At 70.9% G+C, this 16,567-nt stretch carries 14 protein-coding genes and 1 pseudogene; 12 read left to right on the plus strand and 3 right to left on the minus strand.

The features are described from left to right. Positions 1 to 21 precede the first annotated feature (21 nt). The 11 genes and pseudogenes from ACIQE0_RS08175 to ACIQE0_RS08225 all read left to right on the plus strand — a co-directional run bounded on the left by ACIQE0_RS08175 (position 22) and on the right by ACIQE0_RS08225 (position 11,724). Positions 22 to 1,176: an AMP-binding protein gene (locus ACIQE0_RS08175; protein ID WP_402329919.1), complete on the plus strand. Its 1,155-nt coding sequence runs from the start codon at positions 22 to 24 to the stop codon at positions 1,174 to 1,176. Positions 1,177 to 1,180: 4 nt separating this feature from the next. Further along, complete coding sequence (locus tag ACIQE0_RS08180; protein ID WP_366339138.1) at positions 1,181 to 2,713, plus strand: aromatic amino acid ammonia-lyase; 1,533 nt, start codon at positions 1,181 to 1,183, stop codon at positions 2,711 to 2,713. An 87-nt stretch (positions 2,714 to 2,800) separates the two neighbouring features. After that, entirely contained in the window at positions 2,801 to 3,760 is a 960-nt protein-coding gene (locus tag ACIQE0_RS08185) for an LLM class F420-dependent oxidoreductase (protein WP_366339140.1), read from the plus strand. A 4-nt stretch (positions 3,761 to 3,764) separates the two neighbouring features. After that, positions 3,765 to 4,502, plus strand: coding sequence for a 4'-phosphopantetheinyl transferase (locus ACIQE0_RS08190; RefSeq protein ID WP_402329921.1), 738 nt, complete (start codon positions 3,765 to 3,767; stop codon positions 4,500 to 4,502). After that, positions 4,499 to 5,485, plus strand: a complete 987-nt coding sequence (gene rfbB / locus ACIQE0_RS08195; RefSeq protein ID WP_402329922.1) for a dTDP-glucose 4,6-dehydratase — start codon at positions 4,499 to 4,501, stop codon at positions 5,483 to 5,485. The genes ACIQE0_RS08190 and rfbB overlap by 4 nt, the downstream gene beginning before the upstream one ends. A gap of 44 nt (positions 5,486 to 5,529) precedes the next feature. Further along, positions 5,530 to 6,360, plus strand: a pseudogene (gene rfbD, locus ACIQE0_RS08200) (dTDP-4-dehydrorhamnose reductase); the annotation flags it as partial. Positions 6,361 to 6,797: 437 nt separating this feature from the next. Next, positions 6,798 to 7,391, plus strand: a complete 594-nt coding sequence (locus tag ACIQE0_RS08205) for a dTDP-4-dehydrorhamnose 3,5-epimerase (protein ID WP_366339146.1) — start codon at positions 6,798 to 6,800, stop codon at positions 7,389 to 7,391. Then, positions 7,388 to 8,569: a macrolide family glycosyltransferase gene (locus tag ACIQE0_RS08210; RefSeq protein ID WP_402329924.1), complete on the plus strand. Its 1,182-nt coding sequence runs from the start codon at positions 7,388 to 7,390 to the stop codon at positions 8,567 to 8,569. Before ACIQE0_RS08205 ends, ACIQE0_RS08210 begins: the two co-directional genes overlap by 4 nt. A 388-nt stretch (positions 8,570 to 8,957) precedes the next feature. Beyond that, the gene (locus tag ACIQE0_RS08215) at positions 8,958 to 9,359 is read left to right on the plus strand and encodes a very short patch repair endonuclease (protein WP_366339150.1); all 402 of its coding nucleotides are present in this window, start codon (positions 8,958 to 8,960) and stop codon (positions 9,357 to 9,359) included. After that, on the plus strand, positions 9,356 to 10,351 hold the full coding sequence (locus ACIQE0_RS08220; protein WP_402329926.1) for a DNA cytosine methyltransferase: 996 nt from the start codon (positions 9,356 to 9,358) through the stop codon (positions 10,349 to 10,351). Before ACIQE0_RS08215 ends, ACIQE0_RS08220 begins: the two co-directional genes overlap by 4 nt. Before the next feature lie 11 nt (positions 10,352 to 10,362). After that, positions 10,363 to 11,724, plus strand: a complete 1,362-nt coding sequence (locus tag ACIQE0_RS08225; protein WP_402329928.1) for a DNA cytosine methyltransferase — start codon at positions 10,363 to 10,365, stop codon at positions 11,722 to 11,724. Positions 11,725 to 11,741: 17 nt separating this feature from the next. On the opposite strand, the gene ACIQE0_RS08230 is transcribed toward ACIQE0_RS08225, so the two are convergent. Genes ACIQE0_RS08230 through ACIQE0_RS08240 form a run of 3 tightly spaced genes read right to left on the minus strand, consistent with a single transcriptional unit; the run spans position 11,742 to position 15,793 of the window. Continuing rightward, on the minus strand, positions 11,742 to 12,620 hold the full coding sequence (locus ACIQE0_RS08230; RefSeq protein ID WP_402329930.1) for a DUF6339 family protein: 879 nt from the start codon (positions 12,618 to 12,620) through the stop codon (positions 11,742 to 11,744). Then, positions 12,617 to 13,612: a hypothetical protein gene (locus ACIQE0_RS08235; protein WP_402329932.1), complete on the minus strand. Its 996-nt coding sequence runs from the start codon at positions 13,610 to 13,612 to the stop codon at positions 12,617 to 12,619. Before ACIQE0_RS08235 ends, ACIQE0_RS08230 begins: the two co-directional genes overlap by 4 nt. A gap of 3 nt (positions 13,613 to 13,615) precedes the next feature. After that, positions 13,616 to 15,793 (minus strand): helix-turn-helix domain-containing protein, encoded by a 2,178-nt coding sequence (locus tag ACIQE0_RS08240; RefSeq protein ID WP_402329933.1) that lies wholly within the window; start codon positions 15,791 to 15,793, stop codon positions 13,616 to 13,618. 517 nt (positions 15,794 to 16,310) lie between these two features. Here ACIQE0_RS08240 and ACIQE0_RS08245 point away from each other — a divergent pair. Then, positions 16,311 to 16,523: a hypothetical protein gene (locus ACIQE0_RS08245; RefSeq protein ID WP_402329935.1), complete on the plus strand. Its 213-nt coding sequence runs from the start codon at positions 16,311 to 16,313 to the stop codon at positions 16,521 to 16,523. Positions 16,524 to 16,567 lie beyond the last annotated feature (44 nt).

The raw sequence follows: 16,567 nt of genomic DNA on the forward strand, positions 1-16,567 counted from the left end.
GCGCCACCACAGGGAGTTTGCGTGGCCTATCAGAAGCTGACCCCGACACAGCTGCTGTCGTCGGGGATCGGCGCACCGGACGTCGCCGAGCGCGCCTGGTGCGTGCGGTGGGACCAGGTGCCGGACGCGGCGGAGCTGATCGCCGGCGCGCTGCCGCCGGTGCTCGACTTCCACACCTCCGGCAGCACCGGCCCCAGCCGCCGCTGGCAGCACACCCGCGCCAACGCCTGGCGGGAGGCGGGCATGCTCGCCGACTTCCTGCGGCCGGACGAGCCGGGCGCGGTGGTCTCCTTCGCCCCGCCGGTGCACGTCTACGGCGCACTGGCCACCCTGCTGGTGCCGGCCCGGCTCGGCGTCCCGGCGTGGTACCGGCCGGGCTACCTCGGCGCCCTGCCGGACCCCGGCTGCCGCCGGATCGCGGTGGTCGCCACGCCGTGGATCTTCTCCCTCCTCCTGCGGCACCTGGACTGGGTCCGCTCCTTCGAGCGGATCACCGTCCTCTACAGCAGCGCGATGCTGCCCGCCGAGGCCGGCACCTTCCTGGCGGAGGCCGGCCCCGAGCGGGCGGCCGTCGTGGAGCTGCTCGGCTCCACGGAGACCGGGGGCATCGCACTGCGCCGCTGGAGCGGGGGCACACCGCCCGCCTGGACCCTCTTCCCGGACGTCGCCTTCGCCCCCGACCAGGACGGCCCCGCGGCCGATGGCACCACCGCCGAGGACCCCGCGGACCCGGACCGCGCGGCGGCCGTACCGCTGGTGATCCGCAGCCCCCGCCTGGCCGCCCGCCCCGGCGAGCCGAGCCCGGACCGGTGGCGCACCGGCGACCTCGTCGAACCGCTGGACACCCGCTCCTTCCGGCTGCTGGGCCGCGTCGGCCGGCTGGTCAAGGTCAACGGGCAGCGGATCAACCTCGACGAGGCCGAGGGCGCCCTGCGCGCCCGGCTCGACTGCGCGGACCTGGCGCTCGTCCCGGTCAACGACCCCATGATCGGCGAGCACGTCGACCTGTACGTCGTCCCCCGGCCCGGGACCGGCCCGGACGGCATCGACCACTCCGCGGCCCGCGCCGTCCTCGGCGCCCGCCCGCGGAAGGTGCACACGGTGCCCGAGCTCAAGCGCTCCGCGATGGGCAAGTTGCAGCACCTCACCACCTCACAACCACCGACCCAGGGATAGCAACGTGACACAGACCCCCACGTCGGCCCCGGCACCGGCCGACGGCGACCGTACGGACATGCCCAGTCTGGCGAGCATCGTCGAGGCCGCCTCCTGGACCGCCAAGCTCGGCCCGCTCACCGACGCGGACGTGGCCCGGATGGACCGCAGCGGCGCCACCGTCGACGCGTACCTGGCCGCCGGCCGGCCCGTCTACGGACTGACCCAGGGCTTCGGTCCGCTGGTGACCTACTCCGCCACCTCCGAGCTGGAGCAGGGCGCCTCGCTCATCTCCCACCTGGGCACCGCGCAGGGCCGCCCGCTCGACCCGGACGCCTCCCGCCTGGTGTTCTGGCTGCGGCTGAACAGCATGCGCAAGGGCTTCTCCGCCGTCTCCACCGAGTTCTGGCAGCGGCTGGCCGACCTGTGGAACGCCGGCTTCACCCCGGTGATACCGCGGGACGGCACGGTCAGCGCGAGCGGCGACCTCCAGCCGCTGGCGCATGTGGCGCTGGCCTGCGCCGGGCACGGCGAGGCGTGGGTGCGCGACGCGCAGGGGCAGTGGACCCGGCGGCCGGCCGTCGAGGCGCTGGCCGAACTGGGCGCCGAACCGCTCACCTGGCCGGTGCGCGAGGCCCTCGCCTTCGTCAACGGCACCGGCGTCAGCCTCGCCGTCGCCATCCGCAACCAGCGCTCGGCGCTCCTCCTCGTCCGCGCCGTCGCCACCCTCACCGCCCGGCTGACGGCGCTCCTCGGCGGCAACGCGGAGCACTACGACGAGGGCGTCGGCCAGGCCCGCAACCAGCTGGGCCAGCTCGCGGTCGCCCGCTGGATCCGCCAGGAGCTGCCCGCCGACCACCAGCGCGACGAGCGCCGCCCGCTCCAGGAGCCGTACAGCCTGCGCTGCGCCCCGCAGGTGCTCGGCGCCGTCCTGGACCAGCTCACCGCCGCCGAGGAGGTCCTGCTCCGCGAGGCCAACGGCTGCACCGACAACCCGCTCACCTACGAGGACCGGGTGCTGCACGCGGGGAACTTCCACGCCATGCCGGTCGGCTTCGCCTCCGAGCAGACCGGACTCGCCCTGCACATGGCCGCCTACCTGGCGGAGCGCCAGCTCGGGCTGGTGGTCAACCCCACCACCAACGGCGACCTGCCGATCATGCTCACGCCCCGGGCCGGCCGCGGCTGCGGTCTGGCCGGTGTGCAGATCAGCGCGACCTCGTTCATCTCGCGGATCCGCCAGCTCGTCACCCCCGCCTCGCTGACCACGCTGCCCACCAACGGCTGGAACCAGGACCATGTGCCGATGGCGCTCAACGGCGCGAACGGCGTCGGCGAGGCCCTGGAGCTGGGCTGGCTCGCCGTCGGCTCGCTCGCCCTGGCCGCCGCCCAACTGGCCGTGATGACGCGGCCCGAGACCGAGCCCACCGGGGTGTGGGCCGAACTCGCCGCGATCTCCCCGGCGTTGGAGGCCGACCGGCCGATGGCCGCCGAAGTGCGCGCCGCCGCCGAGCTGTTCCACACCCACGCGCAGACCCTGCTGACCGACGGCGCCTGACGCCCGGGAACACGGGCGCCCGCTCCGGCCGGGCGCCCGCGGCCCGTGCCGGCCCCGCCGCCCACGAGAGACGGAGACCACAACGCGATGACTGGTTGGGGGATCACCCTCCCGCTGACCGGCGTACCCCTGCCGGCCCACCGCGCACTCGTCGAGCGCCTCCCCGACCTGGGCTACACCGGGCTCTGGACGGCCGAGACCGCCGGCGCCGACGCCTTCTCCCCGCTGGTGCTGGCCTCGCAGTGGTCGTCCCGGCTGCGGCTGGGCACCGCGGTCGCCCCGGTGTTCACCCGGGGTCCGGCCCTGCTGGCGATGACCGCCGCGGCGCTCGCCGACTGCGCGCCCGGCCGGTTCGCCCTCGGCATCGGCGCCTCCTCGCCCGGTGTCGTCCAGGACTGGAACGGGCTCGCGCACACCCGCCCGTTCGCCCGCACCCGCGACACCCTGCGCTTCCTGCGCACCGCGCTGACCGGCAAGCCGGTGACCGCGCAGTACCCCACGTTCGAGGTGCGCGGGTTCCGGCTGGAGCGGCCGCCGGCCACGCCCCCGCCGATCCTGCTGGCCGCGCTGCGCCCCCGGATGCTGCGGCTGGCCGCCGAGGAGGCGGACGGCGCGATCACCAACTGGCTGGCCCCCAGCGACGTCCCGACGGTCCGGGCCGCGCTCGGCCCCGGTCCCGAGCTGGTCGCCCCGGTCTTCGTCTGCGTCACCGAAGACGCCCGGGAGGCCCGCCGGTTGGGCCGGATGATGATCGGCAGCTATCTCACCGTGCCCGCCTACCGCGCCTTCCAGGACTGGCTCGGCCGCACCGAACCACTCGCCGCGATGCACCGCGCCTGGGACGCCGGCGACCGCTGGCGCGCGCTGCTGGCCGTCCCCGACGAGGTGGTCGACGCACTCATCGTGCACGGCGGCCCGGACGCCTGCCGGGCCCGGATCCGCCAGTACGTCGCGGCCGGCCTGGACACCCCCGTCATCGCGCTGCTCCCCACCGGCGACGGCGATCCCGTCGCACAGGTCGAGGCGCTCGCCCCGGACCGGGACTGACGCGGTGCTCGCACGGATACTGCCGGACCATGTCGCGGCGGTGGAGTCCCTGGGCGACGACCCGTCGGCCGCGCTGTTCCCCGAGGAGCACCGGCTGGCCGCCGCCATGCGGCCGGCCCGCCGCCGCGAGTTCGCCACCGTGCGGCACTGCGCCCGGCGCGCGGGCCGGCGCCTCGGCGTACCCCCCGGGCCGCTGCTGCCCGGCCCCGGGGGCGCACCGCGCTGGCCCGACGGCATCGTCGGCAGCCTCACCCACTGCCGGGGCTACCGCGCCGCCGCGCTCGCCCGCGCCGCCGACGCCCGCGCCCTCGGCATCGACGCCGAACCGCACCTCCCGCTGCCCCCCGGCATGCTGGCCCGCATCGCGCTCCCGGAAGAACGCGAGAACCAGCGCGCCCTACGGGAGAGCGAGGCCGCCGTGTGCTGGGACCGCCTGCTGTTCTGCGCCAAAGAGGCGGTCTACAAGGTCTGGTCGCCGCTGACCGGCGCCTGGCTCGGCTTCCACGAAGCCACCCTCGCCCTCCACCCGGCCGGCACCTTCCGCGCGCACATCCTCCGCGCCGCACCGGACGGCACCGCGGCCGACGCCCCCACCGTCCTCGACGGCACCTGGCTGGCCACCCCGCACCACCTCCTCACGGCGATCGTCGCCCCACCCGCCGCGTCGAAGAGACCCGCCAAGGCGACCGCAGCCACCACCGCCCGCCCCTCCGACCACACCAAGGTGCGCAACTCCCCATGACGACCCGGATACTCGTGACCGGCGGAGCCGGCTTCATCGGCTCCCACTACGTCCGTACGCTGCTCGGCCCGGAAGGCCCCGGCGACGTGACGATCACCGTGCTGGACAAACTCACCTACGCCGGCAACCCCGCCAACCTCGACGAGGTGCGCGCCCACCCGCGGTTCCGCTTCGTCCAGGGCGACATCTGCGACCCGGCGACCGTCCACCCGCTCATGGCGGAGCACGACCAGGTGGTGCACTTCGCCGCCGAATCGCACGTGGACCGGTCGATCGACGGCGGTGACACGTTCGTGCACACCAACGTCCTGGGCACCCACACCCTCGTCGCCGCCGCCCACCGGGCCGGCATCCACACCTTCGTGCAGATCTCCACCGACGAGGTCTACGGCTCGATCGACGCGGGCTCCTGGCCCGAGACCCACCCGCTGCGGCCCAGTTCGCCCTACTCCGCGGCCAAGGCCGCCGGCGACCTGGTGGCGCTGTCCTACCACCACACCCACGGCCTGGACGTCCGGGTCACCCGCTGCTCGAACAACTACGGCCACCACCACTTCCCCGAGAAGGCCATCCCGCTCTTCGTCACGCACCTCATCGACGGCCGGAAGATCCCGCTGTACGGGGACGGCGGCAACGTCCGCGACTGGCTCCACATCGACGACCACGTCCGCGGCATCGAGCTCGTCCGCACCCGCGGCCGCGCCGGCGAGGTCTACAACATCGGCGGCGGCACCGAACTGACCAACCGCGAACTCACCGCACTGCTGCTGGAGCAGTTCGGCGCGGACTGGGACAGCAGCGTGCAGCCCGTCGCCGACCGCAAGGGCCACGACCGCCGCTACTCCGTCGACTGCACCAAGATCCGCGAGGAGTTGGGCTACGCCCCGCGCGTGCCCTTCGCCCAGGGCCTGGCGGAGACCGTCCGCTGGTACCGCGAGAACCGCGCCTGGTGGGAGCCGTTGAAGGAGCGAGCGGCACTGTGACCGCACACCGGGACCGTCCCTGGCTGGTGACCGGCGCCCAGGGCATGCTCGCCCGGGACGTCCTGCGCCGGCTCGCCGCCGCGGGCCGGCCCGCGGTGGCCGCCACCCGCCGCGACCTGGACATCACCGACCCGGAGGCGGTGCGCGCGGCCTTCGCCGCCCACCGCCCCGCCGTCGTGGTCAACTGCGCCGCCTGGACGGCCGTCGACGCCGCCGAGGAGCACGAGGCCGAGGCCCTCGCGATCAACGCCACCGGCCCCCGCGTCCTGGCCGAGTCCTGCCGCACCGCGCACAGCGTCCTGCTCCAGGTGTCGACGGACTACGTCTTCGACGGGCACGCCCGCACCCCGTACCCGGAGGACGCCCGCACCGCCCCGCGCACCGCCTACGGCCGCACCAAACTCGCCGGCGAGCAGGCGGTGCGCGCCCTGCTGCCGGACACCGGCCATGTGATCCGCACGGCCTGGCTGTACGGCGCGGGCGGACGCAGTTTCGTCCGCACCGCCATCGACCTGGAACGCACCCGCCCCACCGTCGACGTCGTCAACGACCAGTGGGGACAGCCCACTTGGACGGGCGACCTCGCCCACCACCTCACCGAGCTGGGGCGGCGCGCCCTGGCCGGCACCGCCCCACCCGGCGTCTACCACGGCACCAGCGGCGGCGCGACCACCTGGTTCGCCCTCTGCCAGGAGGTCTTCCGCCTGCTCGGCGCCGACCCGGCGCGGGTGCGCCCCACCACCAGCGACCGCTACGTCCGCCCCGCGCCCCGCCCCGCCTACAGCGCCCTCGCCCACGACCGCTGGCAGGCGGCCGGCATGCCCCCGATCCGCCACTGGCGCACGGCACTTGCCGAGGCCTTCCCCACACTCCACCCCAGCGCCGCGGGGGGTGCAGGGGCCGCAGGAGCCGCAAGGGTCTCAGGTGATGTAGGGGTCTCAGGAGGCGCAGGGGTCTCAGGAGGCGCAGGGGCCGCGAAGGCCACCGGGGTCTCAGGAGGCGCAAGGGCTGCAAGGGCCACTGGGGTCTCAGGAGGCGCAAGGACCGCAGAGGTCTCAGATGTCTCAGGTGATGCCAGGGTCTTAGGTGATGCAGAGGTCTTAGGTAGCGCAGGGGCCTCAGGCGTCACCAAGGCCGTAGAAACCACAGGGACCACAGGGACCACAGGGACCACAAGGACCACAGGGACCACAACCAGCCACACCACCACAGAAACGGACCCCAAGTCCCCCCACCCACACCCCCATCCGCCCTCCTTCCCCTTTCCTCTCCCCCTCCCCCTCCCCCTCCCCCAGAAAGCCGAGAGGCCCGCATGCGACCCCTGTCCATAGAAGGCGCCTGGATCCATGAGCCCGAGGTCTTCACCGACACACGGGGCAGCTTCCACGAGTGGTTCCGCAGCGACGCCTTCCGCACGGCCACCGGCCAGACGCTCCCGCTGGCCCAGGCCAACCTCTCGGTGTCCCGCCGCGGCGCCTGCCGCGGCGTCCACTTCGCGGACGTCCCCCCGGGCCAGGCGAAGTACCTCACCTGCGTCCGCGGCGCCGTCCTGGACGTCATCGTCGACGTCCGGACCGGCTCCCCCACCTTCCGCCAGTGGGAGATGGCCCGCCTCGACGACACCGACCACCGCGCCGTCTACCTCTCCGCGGGCCTGGGCCACGCCTTCCTGGCCCTCACCGACGACGCCACCGTCGTCTACCTCTGCTCCGAGGGCTACGCCCCCGAACGCGAACACGGCATCCACCCACTGGACCCCGACCTCGCCATCGCCTGGCCCTCCGGCCTCACCCCCGTCCTCTCCCCCAAGGACGCCCAGGCCCCCTCCTTCGCCGAAGTACACCGACGCGGCCTCCTCCCCACCTACGCCACCTGCCGCCCCACCACCCCACCCCTCACCCCATGAAGAAGCCCTCGCGCTCCCAACGCCCCGCCCATCTCGCCATGTTCAGCGTGGCGGCCCACGGGCACATCAACCCGAGCCTCGCCGTGATCCGCGAACTCGTCTCCCGCGGCCACCGCGTCACCTATGCCATCCCCCCGTCCTTCGCCGACACCGTCGCCGCCACGGGTGCCGAACCCAGGACGTACACCACCATGCTCCCCGCCCCCGACGACCCGACCGCCTGGGGCGGCGAACTCACCGACCACCTACGGCTGTTCCTGGCCGACGCCGGCCGCTCCCTCCCCCAACTCCTCGCCGCCTACCGGGACGACCGCCCCGACCTGGTCCTCTACGACCCGATGGCCTACGCGGCCCGCGCCCTCGCCGACCGCTGGCGCATCCCCGCCGTCCAGCTCTCCCCGCACGCCGTCCCCTGGCAGGGCTACGAGGAGGATCTGGCGGCCGAACCGCCCACCGGGGAAGACCAGGCCCACGCCTGGCTCGCCAACAGCGCCGCCCCCCTCGGCCCCGGCCGCACCGCCCGCCGCCCCGACCGCTGCCTCGCGCTGATCTCCACGCTCCTGCAACCCCACCCCGACCGGGTCGACCCCACCCTCTACAGCTTCACCGGCCCCTGCTGGAACGACCGCCCCCCGCAAGCCCCCTGGTCCCGTCCCCCAGGCACCGAACGCAAACGCCTCCTCCTCATCTCCCTCGGCACCCTCTTCACCAACACCCCGGACTTCTACCGCGCCTGCATCGCCGCCTTCGGCGACCTCCCCGACTGGCACGTCGTCCTCCAGACCGGCCCGAACATCGCCCCCGCCGCCCTCGGCGAGATCCCCGCCAACATCGAGGTGCACCCCTGGGTCCCCCAGCGCGCCATCCTCGACCAGGCCGACGCCTTCGTCACCCACGCCGGCGCGAGCAGCGCCCACGAAGCCCTCGCCCGCGGCGTCCCGATGGTCGCCGTCCCCCAGGCCGCCGACCAGTTCGGCAACGCCGCCCTGCTGGCCCGCCTCGGCATCGCCCGCCACCTCCCCAGGGAAACCGCCACCCCCCAGTCCCTCCGCGCGGCCCTCCTCTCCCTCCTCCACGACCCGCACCTCCCCCACCACCGCACCCGCATCCGCAACCACCTGGCCACCGAACCCGGCACCCCCCGAGCCACCACCCTCATAGAAGCCGAACTCCCCTGACCCCCACCCCTCCCGCCCCAACACAAAACCCCCAGGCCAGACATCGTCCGACCTGGGCTTTCCCAGAGCCGCCTCCGGAATTCAAACCCGAGACCTACGCATGACGAGTGGGCCCACTCAGAACTACGACGCCTGTCACAGCGGCCCGGGGGCCTGAAACGGGCGACAGGCCGACACGGCAATGCCTGAGGCTGCCTGCATCGGTGGTACGGCCCGGCAGGCGGAATCCGGTGCGGCAGCGCTCGGCCCCATGATGGAATCGAGAAGACAGCCGTAGTCCGACGGCTCGACCACCACGGACTCGGCTGTCGTCGGGACCGAGCCACGATCGTGAGGCACAGCCGCCTTGGGCACAATGAAGCCGTCGTCGCCCTCTGTCTCCGCGCGCATGAGCAGGCAGGCGAGCAAGGACACGGCTGCCGAACTGCTGGTCCGACGCCTCCTGCACGCGGCCGGCCTGCGCTACCGCGTGGAGTACCCGGTACCGGGCATGGCGCGACGCCGGATCGATGTGGCGTTCACCTCGGTCAAAGTAGCTGTCCTGATCGACGGATGCTTCTGGCACGGCTGCCCCGAACACGCGACGCAGCCGAAGTCGAACGCAGAGTGGTGGCGGCAGAAGTTGGACCGCAACATGGCGCGTGATACGGAGACCACAGAGCACCTCGTAGCAGCCGGCTGGGAGGTACTGCGCTTCTGGGAGCATGAAGCACCGGATGACGTGGCTCTCCGTGTCGCGGCGGCGGTTGAGCGGCGAAAGACCCAGCGGGGACGGGGGAGGAATCGTTGAGTGGGCTGACCTTTGTCGATGTGTGCTCGGGGGCGGGTGGACTCGCTCTGGGGCTGGAACGAGCGGGCTTCACGCCTCGACTCCTCCTGGACAACGAGACGTCTGCCTGCGACACGCTCAAAGCCAACCGGCCGCATTGGAACGTGCTGAAAACGGACCTCCTCGACTTCGACCCCGTGGACCACCCCGAGGTGTACGACGTCGATCTGCTGGCTGCCGGTCTCCCCAGGGGGAGGTCGAGTGCGACAGCGACGCGCCAGTCGTCGGACACCGAGTTACGCCTCATCGAGGCGACTGCCTATCTGGTCCATGCCGTCCAGCCACGTGCGCTGATCATCGAGAACGTGCCCACCCTGGTCGACGAGGACTCCCTGGCGCCGATACGGGACTTCCTCCGCGAAGAGCTGGAGCACCTCGGCTACGCACTGACCTGGTTCATCCTGAACGCTACCGACTTCGGAGTGCCCCAGGACCGCATGCAAGGCATCCTCGTGGCCGTCAAGCAGCAGTGGGCGAGTGCCTTCCGACCGCCCCTACCCAGCGTCCACGAACACGTGTCGGTCGGAGAGGCGCTGGCGCCGTCGATGCGTTCCTGCGGCTGGCCGGACGCCGACCGTTGGGCGGCCCAGGCGACGAGTGTGGCACCGACCCTGGTGGGCGGATCCAAGACGCACGGAGGCCCCGACTTCGGACCGAGCGGCACGAAGGCCAAGTGGCGACGGATGGGGGTCTACACGAAGTCGTTCGGGAACGAGCCGCCCGGCCCCGACTTCACGTGGGATCCGTCACTCGGGGACGACGGACTGGTACGGATCACGGTGGACCAGACCGCCCTCCTCCAAGGCTTCCCCGAAGCGTGGGGGATCTCCGGCCTCAAGACCGCCCGGTACCGCCAGATCGGGCACGCGACCCCGCCGCCGGTCGGAGAGGCGCTGGGACGGGCTGTCGCCGAAGCGTTGAACGGGGATCCGGGAGTCCCCGCGGCCGGCTAAACTTCCGCCACATGACCAGCTCGGCGCACCACCAGTCCATCCTCGACAAGCCCTTTGTCCTGGACCTCTTCGCAGGACCCGGAGGGCTGGATGTCGCTGGGCACACGCTCGACATCCCGAGCCTCGGCATCGAGTGGGACAAAAGTGCGTGCCTCACGCGGTACGCGGCCGGGCTGGACACCCTTCACGCCGACGTGAGCGCGGTACGCAGGGATTCCTTCGAGTCCCTGCCGCCGGAGATCAACGTGCTCGCAGGTGGCCCTCCGTGCCAGACGTACTCGGTGGCCGGGCACGGCGCCGGACGCCAAGCCTTGAACCGGGTCAAGAAGTACATCGAGCGGCTGATGGCGGGCGAGTCCGACCAGGATGTCGACAAGGACCTGAAGACCCTCACCGATCCGCGCACCGCGTTGGTCCTCGAACCTCTCCGATACGCGATTCAGGCGACCAGGAGCCCGAATCGGGAGCACCGCCCGTACGACGTCATCGTCCTGGAACAGGTCCCCGCGGTGGCACCGCTCTGGGAGCACTACGCCGAGGTGCTCGAGAAGACGGGGCTCCCCGACAAGACCAAGTACAAGGTCGTCGTCGACGTCCTCGACACCGAGACCTACGGGGTGCCTCAGACACGATCCCGTGCGGTACTGATCGCTCGGCGTGAAGGGCTCGGCAAGCCCTCGCTCCCCGCCCCGACCCACCGTTCCTATGAAGCCAAGGAGTGGAACCGGAAGAACGGGACGAGCGAACCCGACCAGGCTGCGGACCAGGTCCATCAGCCGACTCTCTACGAGGGCGCCACCGCGTCGAAGAACGACGCGGACCTGCGGCCCTGGAGATCGATGCGGGAGGCCCTCGCGAAACCGGTGGGCTCGCATCCGGGGCGTCTCAAGCCGTTCCTGGTCCGCTCGAACTACGGCAGTTCCGGGAACCCGGGGAGGCGTGGAGTGCGGACCGACCAGCAGCCCGCCGCCACCGTCACCGGCCGCATCTCCCGCTTCGTGGTCTTCGAGCACCTCGACGAGAACATCGTCCACGAGGGACCGCGGTTCAGCATGAACGAGGCCGGGATGCTGCAGAGCTTCCCGCCGGACTATCCGTGGTCCGGTACGGCACAGGCCCAGCAGGTGGGCAACGCCGTACCGCCCCTGTTCGGTGCACACCTGCTGAGCGCCGCGCTAGGGCTCCCCAGGCCGGACCCGGAGGCGTTGAGGAAGCCGTGGGAGCCGGCCACGGAGGAACAGCGGGAAAAGCTGCGAAGCAACGGCTGCGGGGCCACCGACGCCTGCACCGACAGCTGCCCGCGCCCCGAGGACCAGGTGCCGCCCCCTTCCTCCGTGCGCCCTCGTAAGCGCAAGAAGGCATCGGCGAAGTAGTCCGAGGACGGCCCAGGTCAATCCCCGCTCTTCCTGCCCCTGACCGGCGCAGTCTCGAACAGCTCCGCGAAGTAGCTGGTGAGCGCGGCCACGGATTCCTCCGGGACAGGGTCCTCGTCGGGCCCGTTCGGGAGTTCGTGCCGCTCGACCGGTGGCGCCGATTCCGCTTCCGCGATCCAGTCCCGCAGATGGGCGGGGTCGCGGGGCTGGTCCGGCGCGAGGATGTCGTAGATCAAGGTCGCTCCCGCCGCGTTGATCGCGACGCTGAGGCCGTTGACCTCTCGCCCGCCGGAGACCTGGCCGCTCTTCAGAAGGCGGACCAAGGCCTGAGCGGTGGGACGGTGATCGATCAACTCGCTCCGGAGAACGGTGTGGATGAGGTCCTGATTTCCGCAGGCGACCTCGACCGGCTCGTAGTCCGACCCGTTCCTGAAGAGTTCGGCCGCCCACCACAGACGGGAGAAGCACTGACGGTCCGCAGGGCCACGGAAGCGCTCGGTAGCGATGCGCCTTTCCGGCCTGTTCGCCGTCGGCTCCGACAGGTGCCGCCAGACCGCATAGTCCGGGGCCACAGCCAGGGCGAGGTGGTTCCACAGGCGCTTGTCCGCCGCTTCTCGCCGCGTCAGGCGCAGCGTGGCATGGAGCCGTGGCGCGAGCCATGCGTCGGCTCGGGTGCGGTCCTCCCGGAACTCGAACATGGCGTCTTCCACCAGGCTCCGGATCGGCTCGACCCACCACCTGGCGTCGTCCTCGGGGAGCGGCTCGACGACCTTGGCGAGATCGATGCCGCCGTGAATCTGTTCACCCTTGAGTAGTTCCTCGGTCAGGAACGGATCGACGGCGGAGGTGGCGAGCAGCCCCAGGCGCTCCGGTACGTGGTTCGGTTGGGTGATCACGTCTCACTCTCGCGGTTCATCTGTTCCAGGCTGCGGATGGCAAAGGCAAGCGCCTTGGTGGCATCGGCGCGGCGGACCGCCGCGTAATGGATACGCGTCTGTAGCTCCACCCAGCCCGAGTCGCCGGTGCGCCGGCGATGGACCTGCCGTAGGGCCTCCTCGACATGGACGCCGGGAATCACGTCCGGGAGCATCTCCCGCAGCACCTCGCCCTGCCAGTCGGTGGGGAAGACCGGCCCGCCACCGGGTTCCACCTCCAGATCGCCGATGGCACCGTGAAACACCGCGGTCCAGACGTCGGTGGCCATCTGGGCGACCAGCAGGTCACGCACCTTGCTGTCCACACCCGACCCATTGCTGTCCAACAGATCGATGACACCTTCGACATCGGTGTTCACGAACACGGTGGGGACTCTGGCCGAGGTGTCGACGATCCAGGGCGCGTCCGCGTAGGCCTGGAGCCACTCCCGGGAGCTTCTCTTGAACGACGCTTTCTGGACGTCGAGTCGGAGCCCACGGACCGGCTCGTCGGAAACCGTGTCGATGATCCAGCTCCGGTCGGTCTCGGCGATCGACCGTCCGCTCACTCCCTCCACTGTCCCGACGGCGTACACGGCGAGGGAGGCCCGACCCAGGTGATCGTCACGGAACACCTCCAGCGAGCCGGACCAGTCCCGGCCGTCCTCCGCGTCGAGCGTGAGATTCGCAGAAGTACGGACATTGGTCTCGCCGTCCGTCAGCACGGCGAGGACACACGGATCCGACCAGGGCGCGTCCGGCGCGTTCGCCCCGGGCGGCAGCGTCACCGAAAGACCGATCGTGGCGGTCACCCAGTCCGTGTGGCCCGCGACGCCGAGCGCGACAGCCTGCTGTTGGGTCGAGTACGCGGTGGTCTCCAACTGGTCGCGGGTACCGTCGGAGAGCTTGAGGGAGACCGAGGTCACTCTGAGCGCGACCGGCCGGTTGAGCCGCTTGTACGGGTAGAACTTCACGCGTCATTCCCCCTTGCCGGCACGGAGTTCGACGACGAGACGGGTGAGAGCGGTCCTGACCGGGTGGCTGGTGACGTCGGTGGTTCCTCGGAACTTCGCACGCCGCGCGCCGGATGTGAAGCGCAGTATCCCGTCCTCCGCTTCGCAGCCCTCGACGCCCACGAGTTCCGCCCAGTCCAGCCTCGGGCGGCCCCCCGAGCGAACGTCCAGCTGGGCCACCGGCATCATCGGGACGATCTCGTCGCCACGCGGGATGCTCACTTCGCCGGTGATCTGCCACTCCCCGCCGTCCCCGACCGTCGCGTCGAGCCCGTCCAGGACCGGAACCACCGGGCCGGTGGGTGCCTTGGCCTTGGGCCTCGTTCGCACTGTCAACGCCTTGCGCAGGGCCTCACCGCCTTCACTGCTGCTGCGCTTCGGCCGTGCGACAAGTTCTCTCACCGCATTGTTGGCCTCGGCGGTCAGCGCGTTGATCCGCCGGTACGCGGACGGTGACCAACGCAGTGTCAGCTCTTCCGTCTGCCCCCAACGGTCGTGCTCGGGAGGTTCCGCCGCACGCAGGAATTCCTCGGCCTCCTTCGCGAAGGGGGCCGTCTCTCCGGCTGCCTCCCCCACCAGCAGAACGGCCTGGAAAGGGTTGGTGCTGATCGGCAGCCTCGGGACCACGGTCCTCTTGACGGTCATGCGATTGCCGCGCAGCGAGTGCATCCGGTTCTTCGCCCCGTCCCGGTCCCCCTCGGCCTCGGTGACGAGCAGAACCGCTTGGTGCGTACCGAACGTCCCATGGGCGCCTCCGGACAACGGCAGCTTCAGCGGGACGCTCCGCGCCGCCACCTGCCCGGCCTCCGTGAGGCGATCCACCGTGGTGCCCTCGTAGTGGGCCCTCAGGGCACGGGCCCGGGAGGGCTGTTCGACGGTCGGGTCCACCTGCTGCTCCGCCACGACCTCCTTGCCGTTCCGCAGGGCACGGACAGAGACCTCCAGGAGGGGGAGCTTGCTGCCCCCGCCGGTCATCGCGGCCCAGAAGTCACGCCCCAGTGCTTCGACCAGTCGGGCGTGCATCGTGTGGATGTCACGCGTGTCCTCATCGCCCTCCTCGTCGCCGATGAACCCGTCGTCGGGATCGGAGGAGTTCGCCGCGAGGCCGGCCACATCGTGCGCACCGACGATGAGGAAGGACGTACCGGGTTCGTCGTTCTCCCGGGTCAGGTGCAGGCTCTCCACGGTCTCCTCGTCCGCCCACCAGGAACGGGCGACCATGGCCGCGGGCGAGTCGGGATCAGGGCGACCGAACCAGGCGGGGCCTGCGTACGACTCGCCGTCGACCTCACGCCAGGGCAGTTCGAGACGGCCGATGACCCGTCGCTCGGTACGTCCCTCGTGAGGCACGGAGAGAGTGGAGTTGATGAGCACGAGCCCGAGGGCGCTGGTGGCCCACAGCGTCGCCTTGCCCAAGCCGTACGAACCACCCGCGCCGGGACCGGACTTGAGACTCTCCAGTTGGCGTCTGACCACGGCGGCGAACTTGCCGTCCGCGTAGTCGTCGCCGATGAGCCCGGACGCGTTGTAGTCGTCGACGCGCAGCAGGACCAAGCGGCCCTTCTCGTACATGTCGCGCACCCCGGCGTCCACGACCCGACCGACCTTCTGGTTACCTGCGGTCTCCGAGACGGCGGAGTAGTGCGGAAAGAGATCCTTCCAGAGAATCGCGTCACGGAAGGCGTCCAAGGTTTCGCCGGTGATCTCGTGCAGGGTGTAGCGGACCTTGACCGGGCGGCCGTTCTCCGTCAGCCGCTCGTCCAGGCTGTTCTGACAAGTCTCTCGCGCGAGGACCTGCACGTCGGCGTCGAAGGCGAAGGCGGCGGCATTGCCCAGGTCGCGGCCGCCGTCGGGATAGCCGGGGCGGTGGTACCAGGTGACCGGGAGGCCGGCTTGGGTGTCGGTGGTGCGGGTGTGCACCGTGCCCACATCCGTGCCGAGCGCCTTGGCGATGTCCGCCATGACGGTCGGGCGAGGCGTCGACCTGCCGGTGATCCATGCGGACACAGCGGCCCGAGTCAGCTTGAGCTCGTCGGCCAGTTCAGCCTGTGTCTTCCCTGCGAGCTTGAGTTGTCGGGCCAACCAAGGCCCGAACTCCTCACCTGTCTCCACGCGCCGCCTGCTCTTCCCTCGGAGTCCCATGCCGATCGCACGGTGTGGACCACGATGCTAATTTGACAAGCGCAGCAGCGTCAACCAACAGTTGATCGAGCTTGATCACCCAGACCGCTTCAGCCCGGTGTCCAACTTGCCTCGAATGATCAAGTTCCGCCCCACATGCGGCACTTCGAGAAACGGAGAGGCCAACTCCCTTCAGCGGAGCAGGAGTTCGGGTTGTGCGTTCGAGTGAATGCCGGATACGCTCGTTGACGATGGGAACCCCATCTCGCTCGCGAAACCCGAAATCGGGAAGGCCGGGCGACCGGGGAAGAAGTGCGCCCAAATTCCGACCCCATGCCCAACCGACACCTCCACGGAGCCCCACAGGAAAAGCCTTCCGAAAAGGACTGGTTGCACGAGACTTCCATCCGCTAACTTAATTTGAGGGAAGGAAGTCTCACCCAGGGCGTCGACTTATCTATTTCGTTTCACACGGGGGACGTGTGCCCGAATACACCCCTGTGCAGCTGCAGGATGCGACCCGACAGGGGTATACCGGATGAATGAGCAGGACAGTGAATCGTTGGACTCACTTCGGGAGTCGAGCGCATTCGAGCTGACAATTAAGACAGCAGAAAGCACGGTCGAGGTTCTGGGGATTCTTCACGAACACGACCTGTCCGAGGAGGCTTTCACCAACAGCTTCCCCGTCCTGGCGAAGGTGGCCCAGGGGCTGCCGAACGTTCCGGACGAGGCCGCTCCCCCGGCCTGATTCAGCACGTCACGGGCCCGAAGTCTCGGTCTCGCAACAACCGG

Origin of the sequence: Streptomyces sp. NPDC093097, assembly GCF_044754325.1 — a bacterium.
Classification (GTDB): domain Bacteria; phylum Actinomycetota; class Actinomycetes; order Streptomycetales; family Streptomycetaceae; genus Streptomyces.

What these genes read in the sequence shown, in the direction of transcription:
- ACIQE0_RS08215 (WP_366339150.1), top strand. Translation starts at nt 8,958, where the DNA reads ATGAGCAGGCAGGCGAGCAAGGACACGGCTGCCGAACTGCTGGTCCGA.
- ACIQE0_RS08205 (WP_366339146.1), top strand. Translation starts at nt 6,798, where the DNA reads ATGCGACCCCTGTCCATAGAAGGCGCCTGGATCCATGAGCCCGAGGTC.
- rfbB (WP_402329922.1), top strand. Translation starts at nt 4,499, where the DNA reads ATGACGACCCGGATACTCGTGACCGGCGGAGCCGGCTTCATCGGCTCC.
- ACIQE0_RS08240 (WP_402329933.1), bottom strand. Translation starts at nt 15,793, where the DNA reads ATGGGACTCCGAGGGAAGAGCAGGCGGCGCGTGGAGACAGGTGAGGAG.
- ACIQE0_RS08225 (WP_402329928.1), top strand. Translation starts at nt 10,363, where the DNA reads ATGACCAGCTCGGCGCACCACCAGTCCATCCTCGACAAGCCCTTTGTC.
- ACIQE0_RS08245 (WP_402329935.1), top strand. Translation starts at nt 16,311, where the DNA reads ATGAATGAGCAGGACAGTGAATCGTTGGACTCACTTCGGGAGTCGAGC.
- ACIQE0_RS08210 (WP_402329924.1), top strand. Translation starts at nt 7,388, where the DNA reads ATGAAGAAGCCCTCGCGCTCCCAACGCCCCGCCCATCTCGCCATGTTC.
- ACIQE0_RS08185 (WP_366339140.1), top strand. Translation starts at nt 2,801, where the DNA reads ATGACTGGTTGGGGGATCACCCTCCCGCTGACCGGCGTACCCCTGCCG.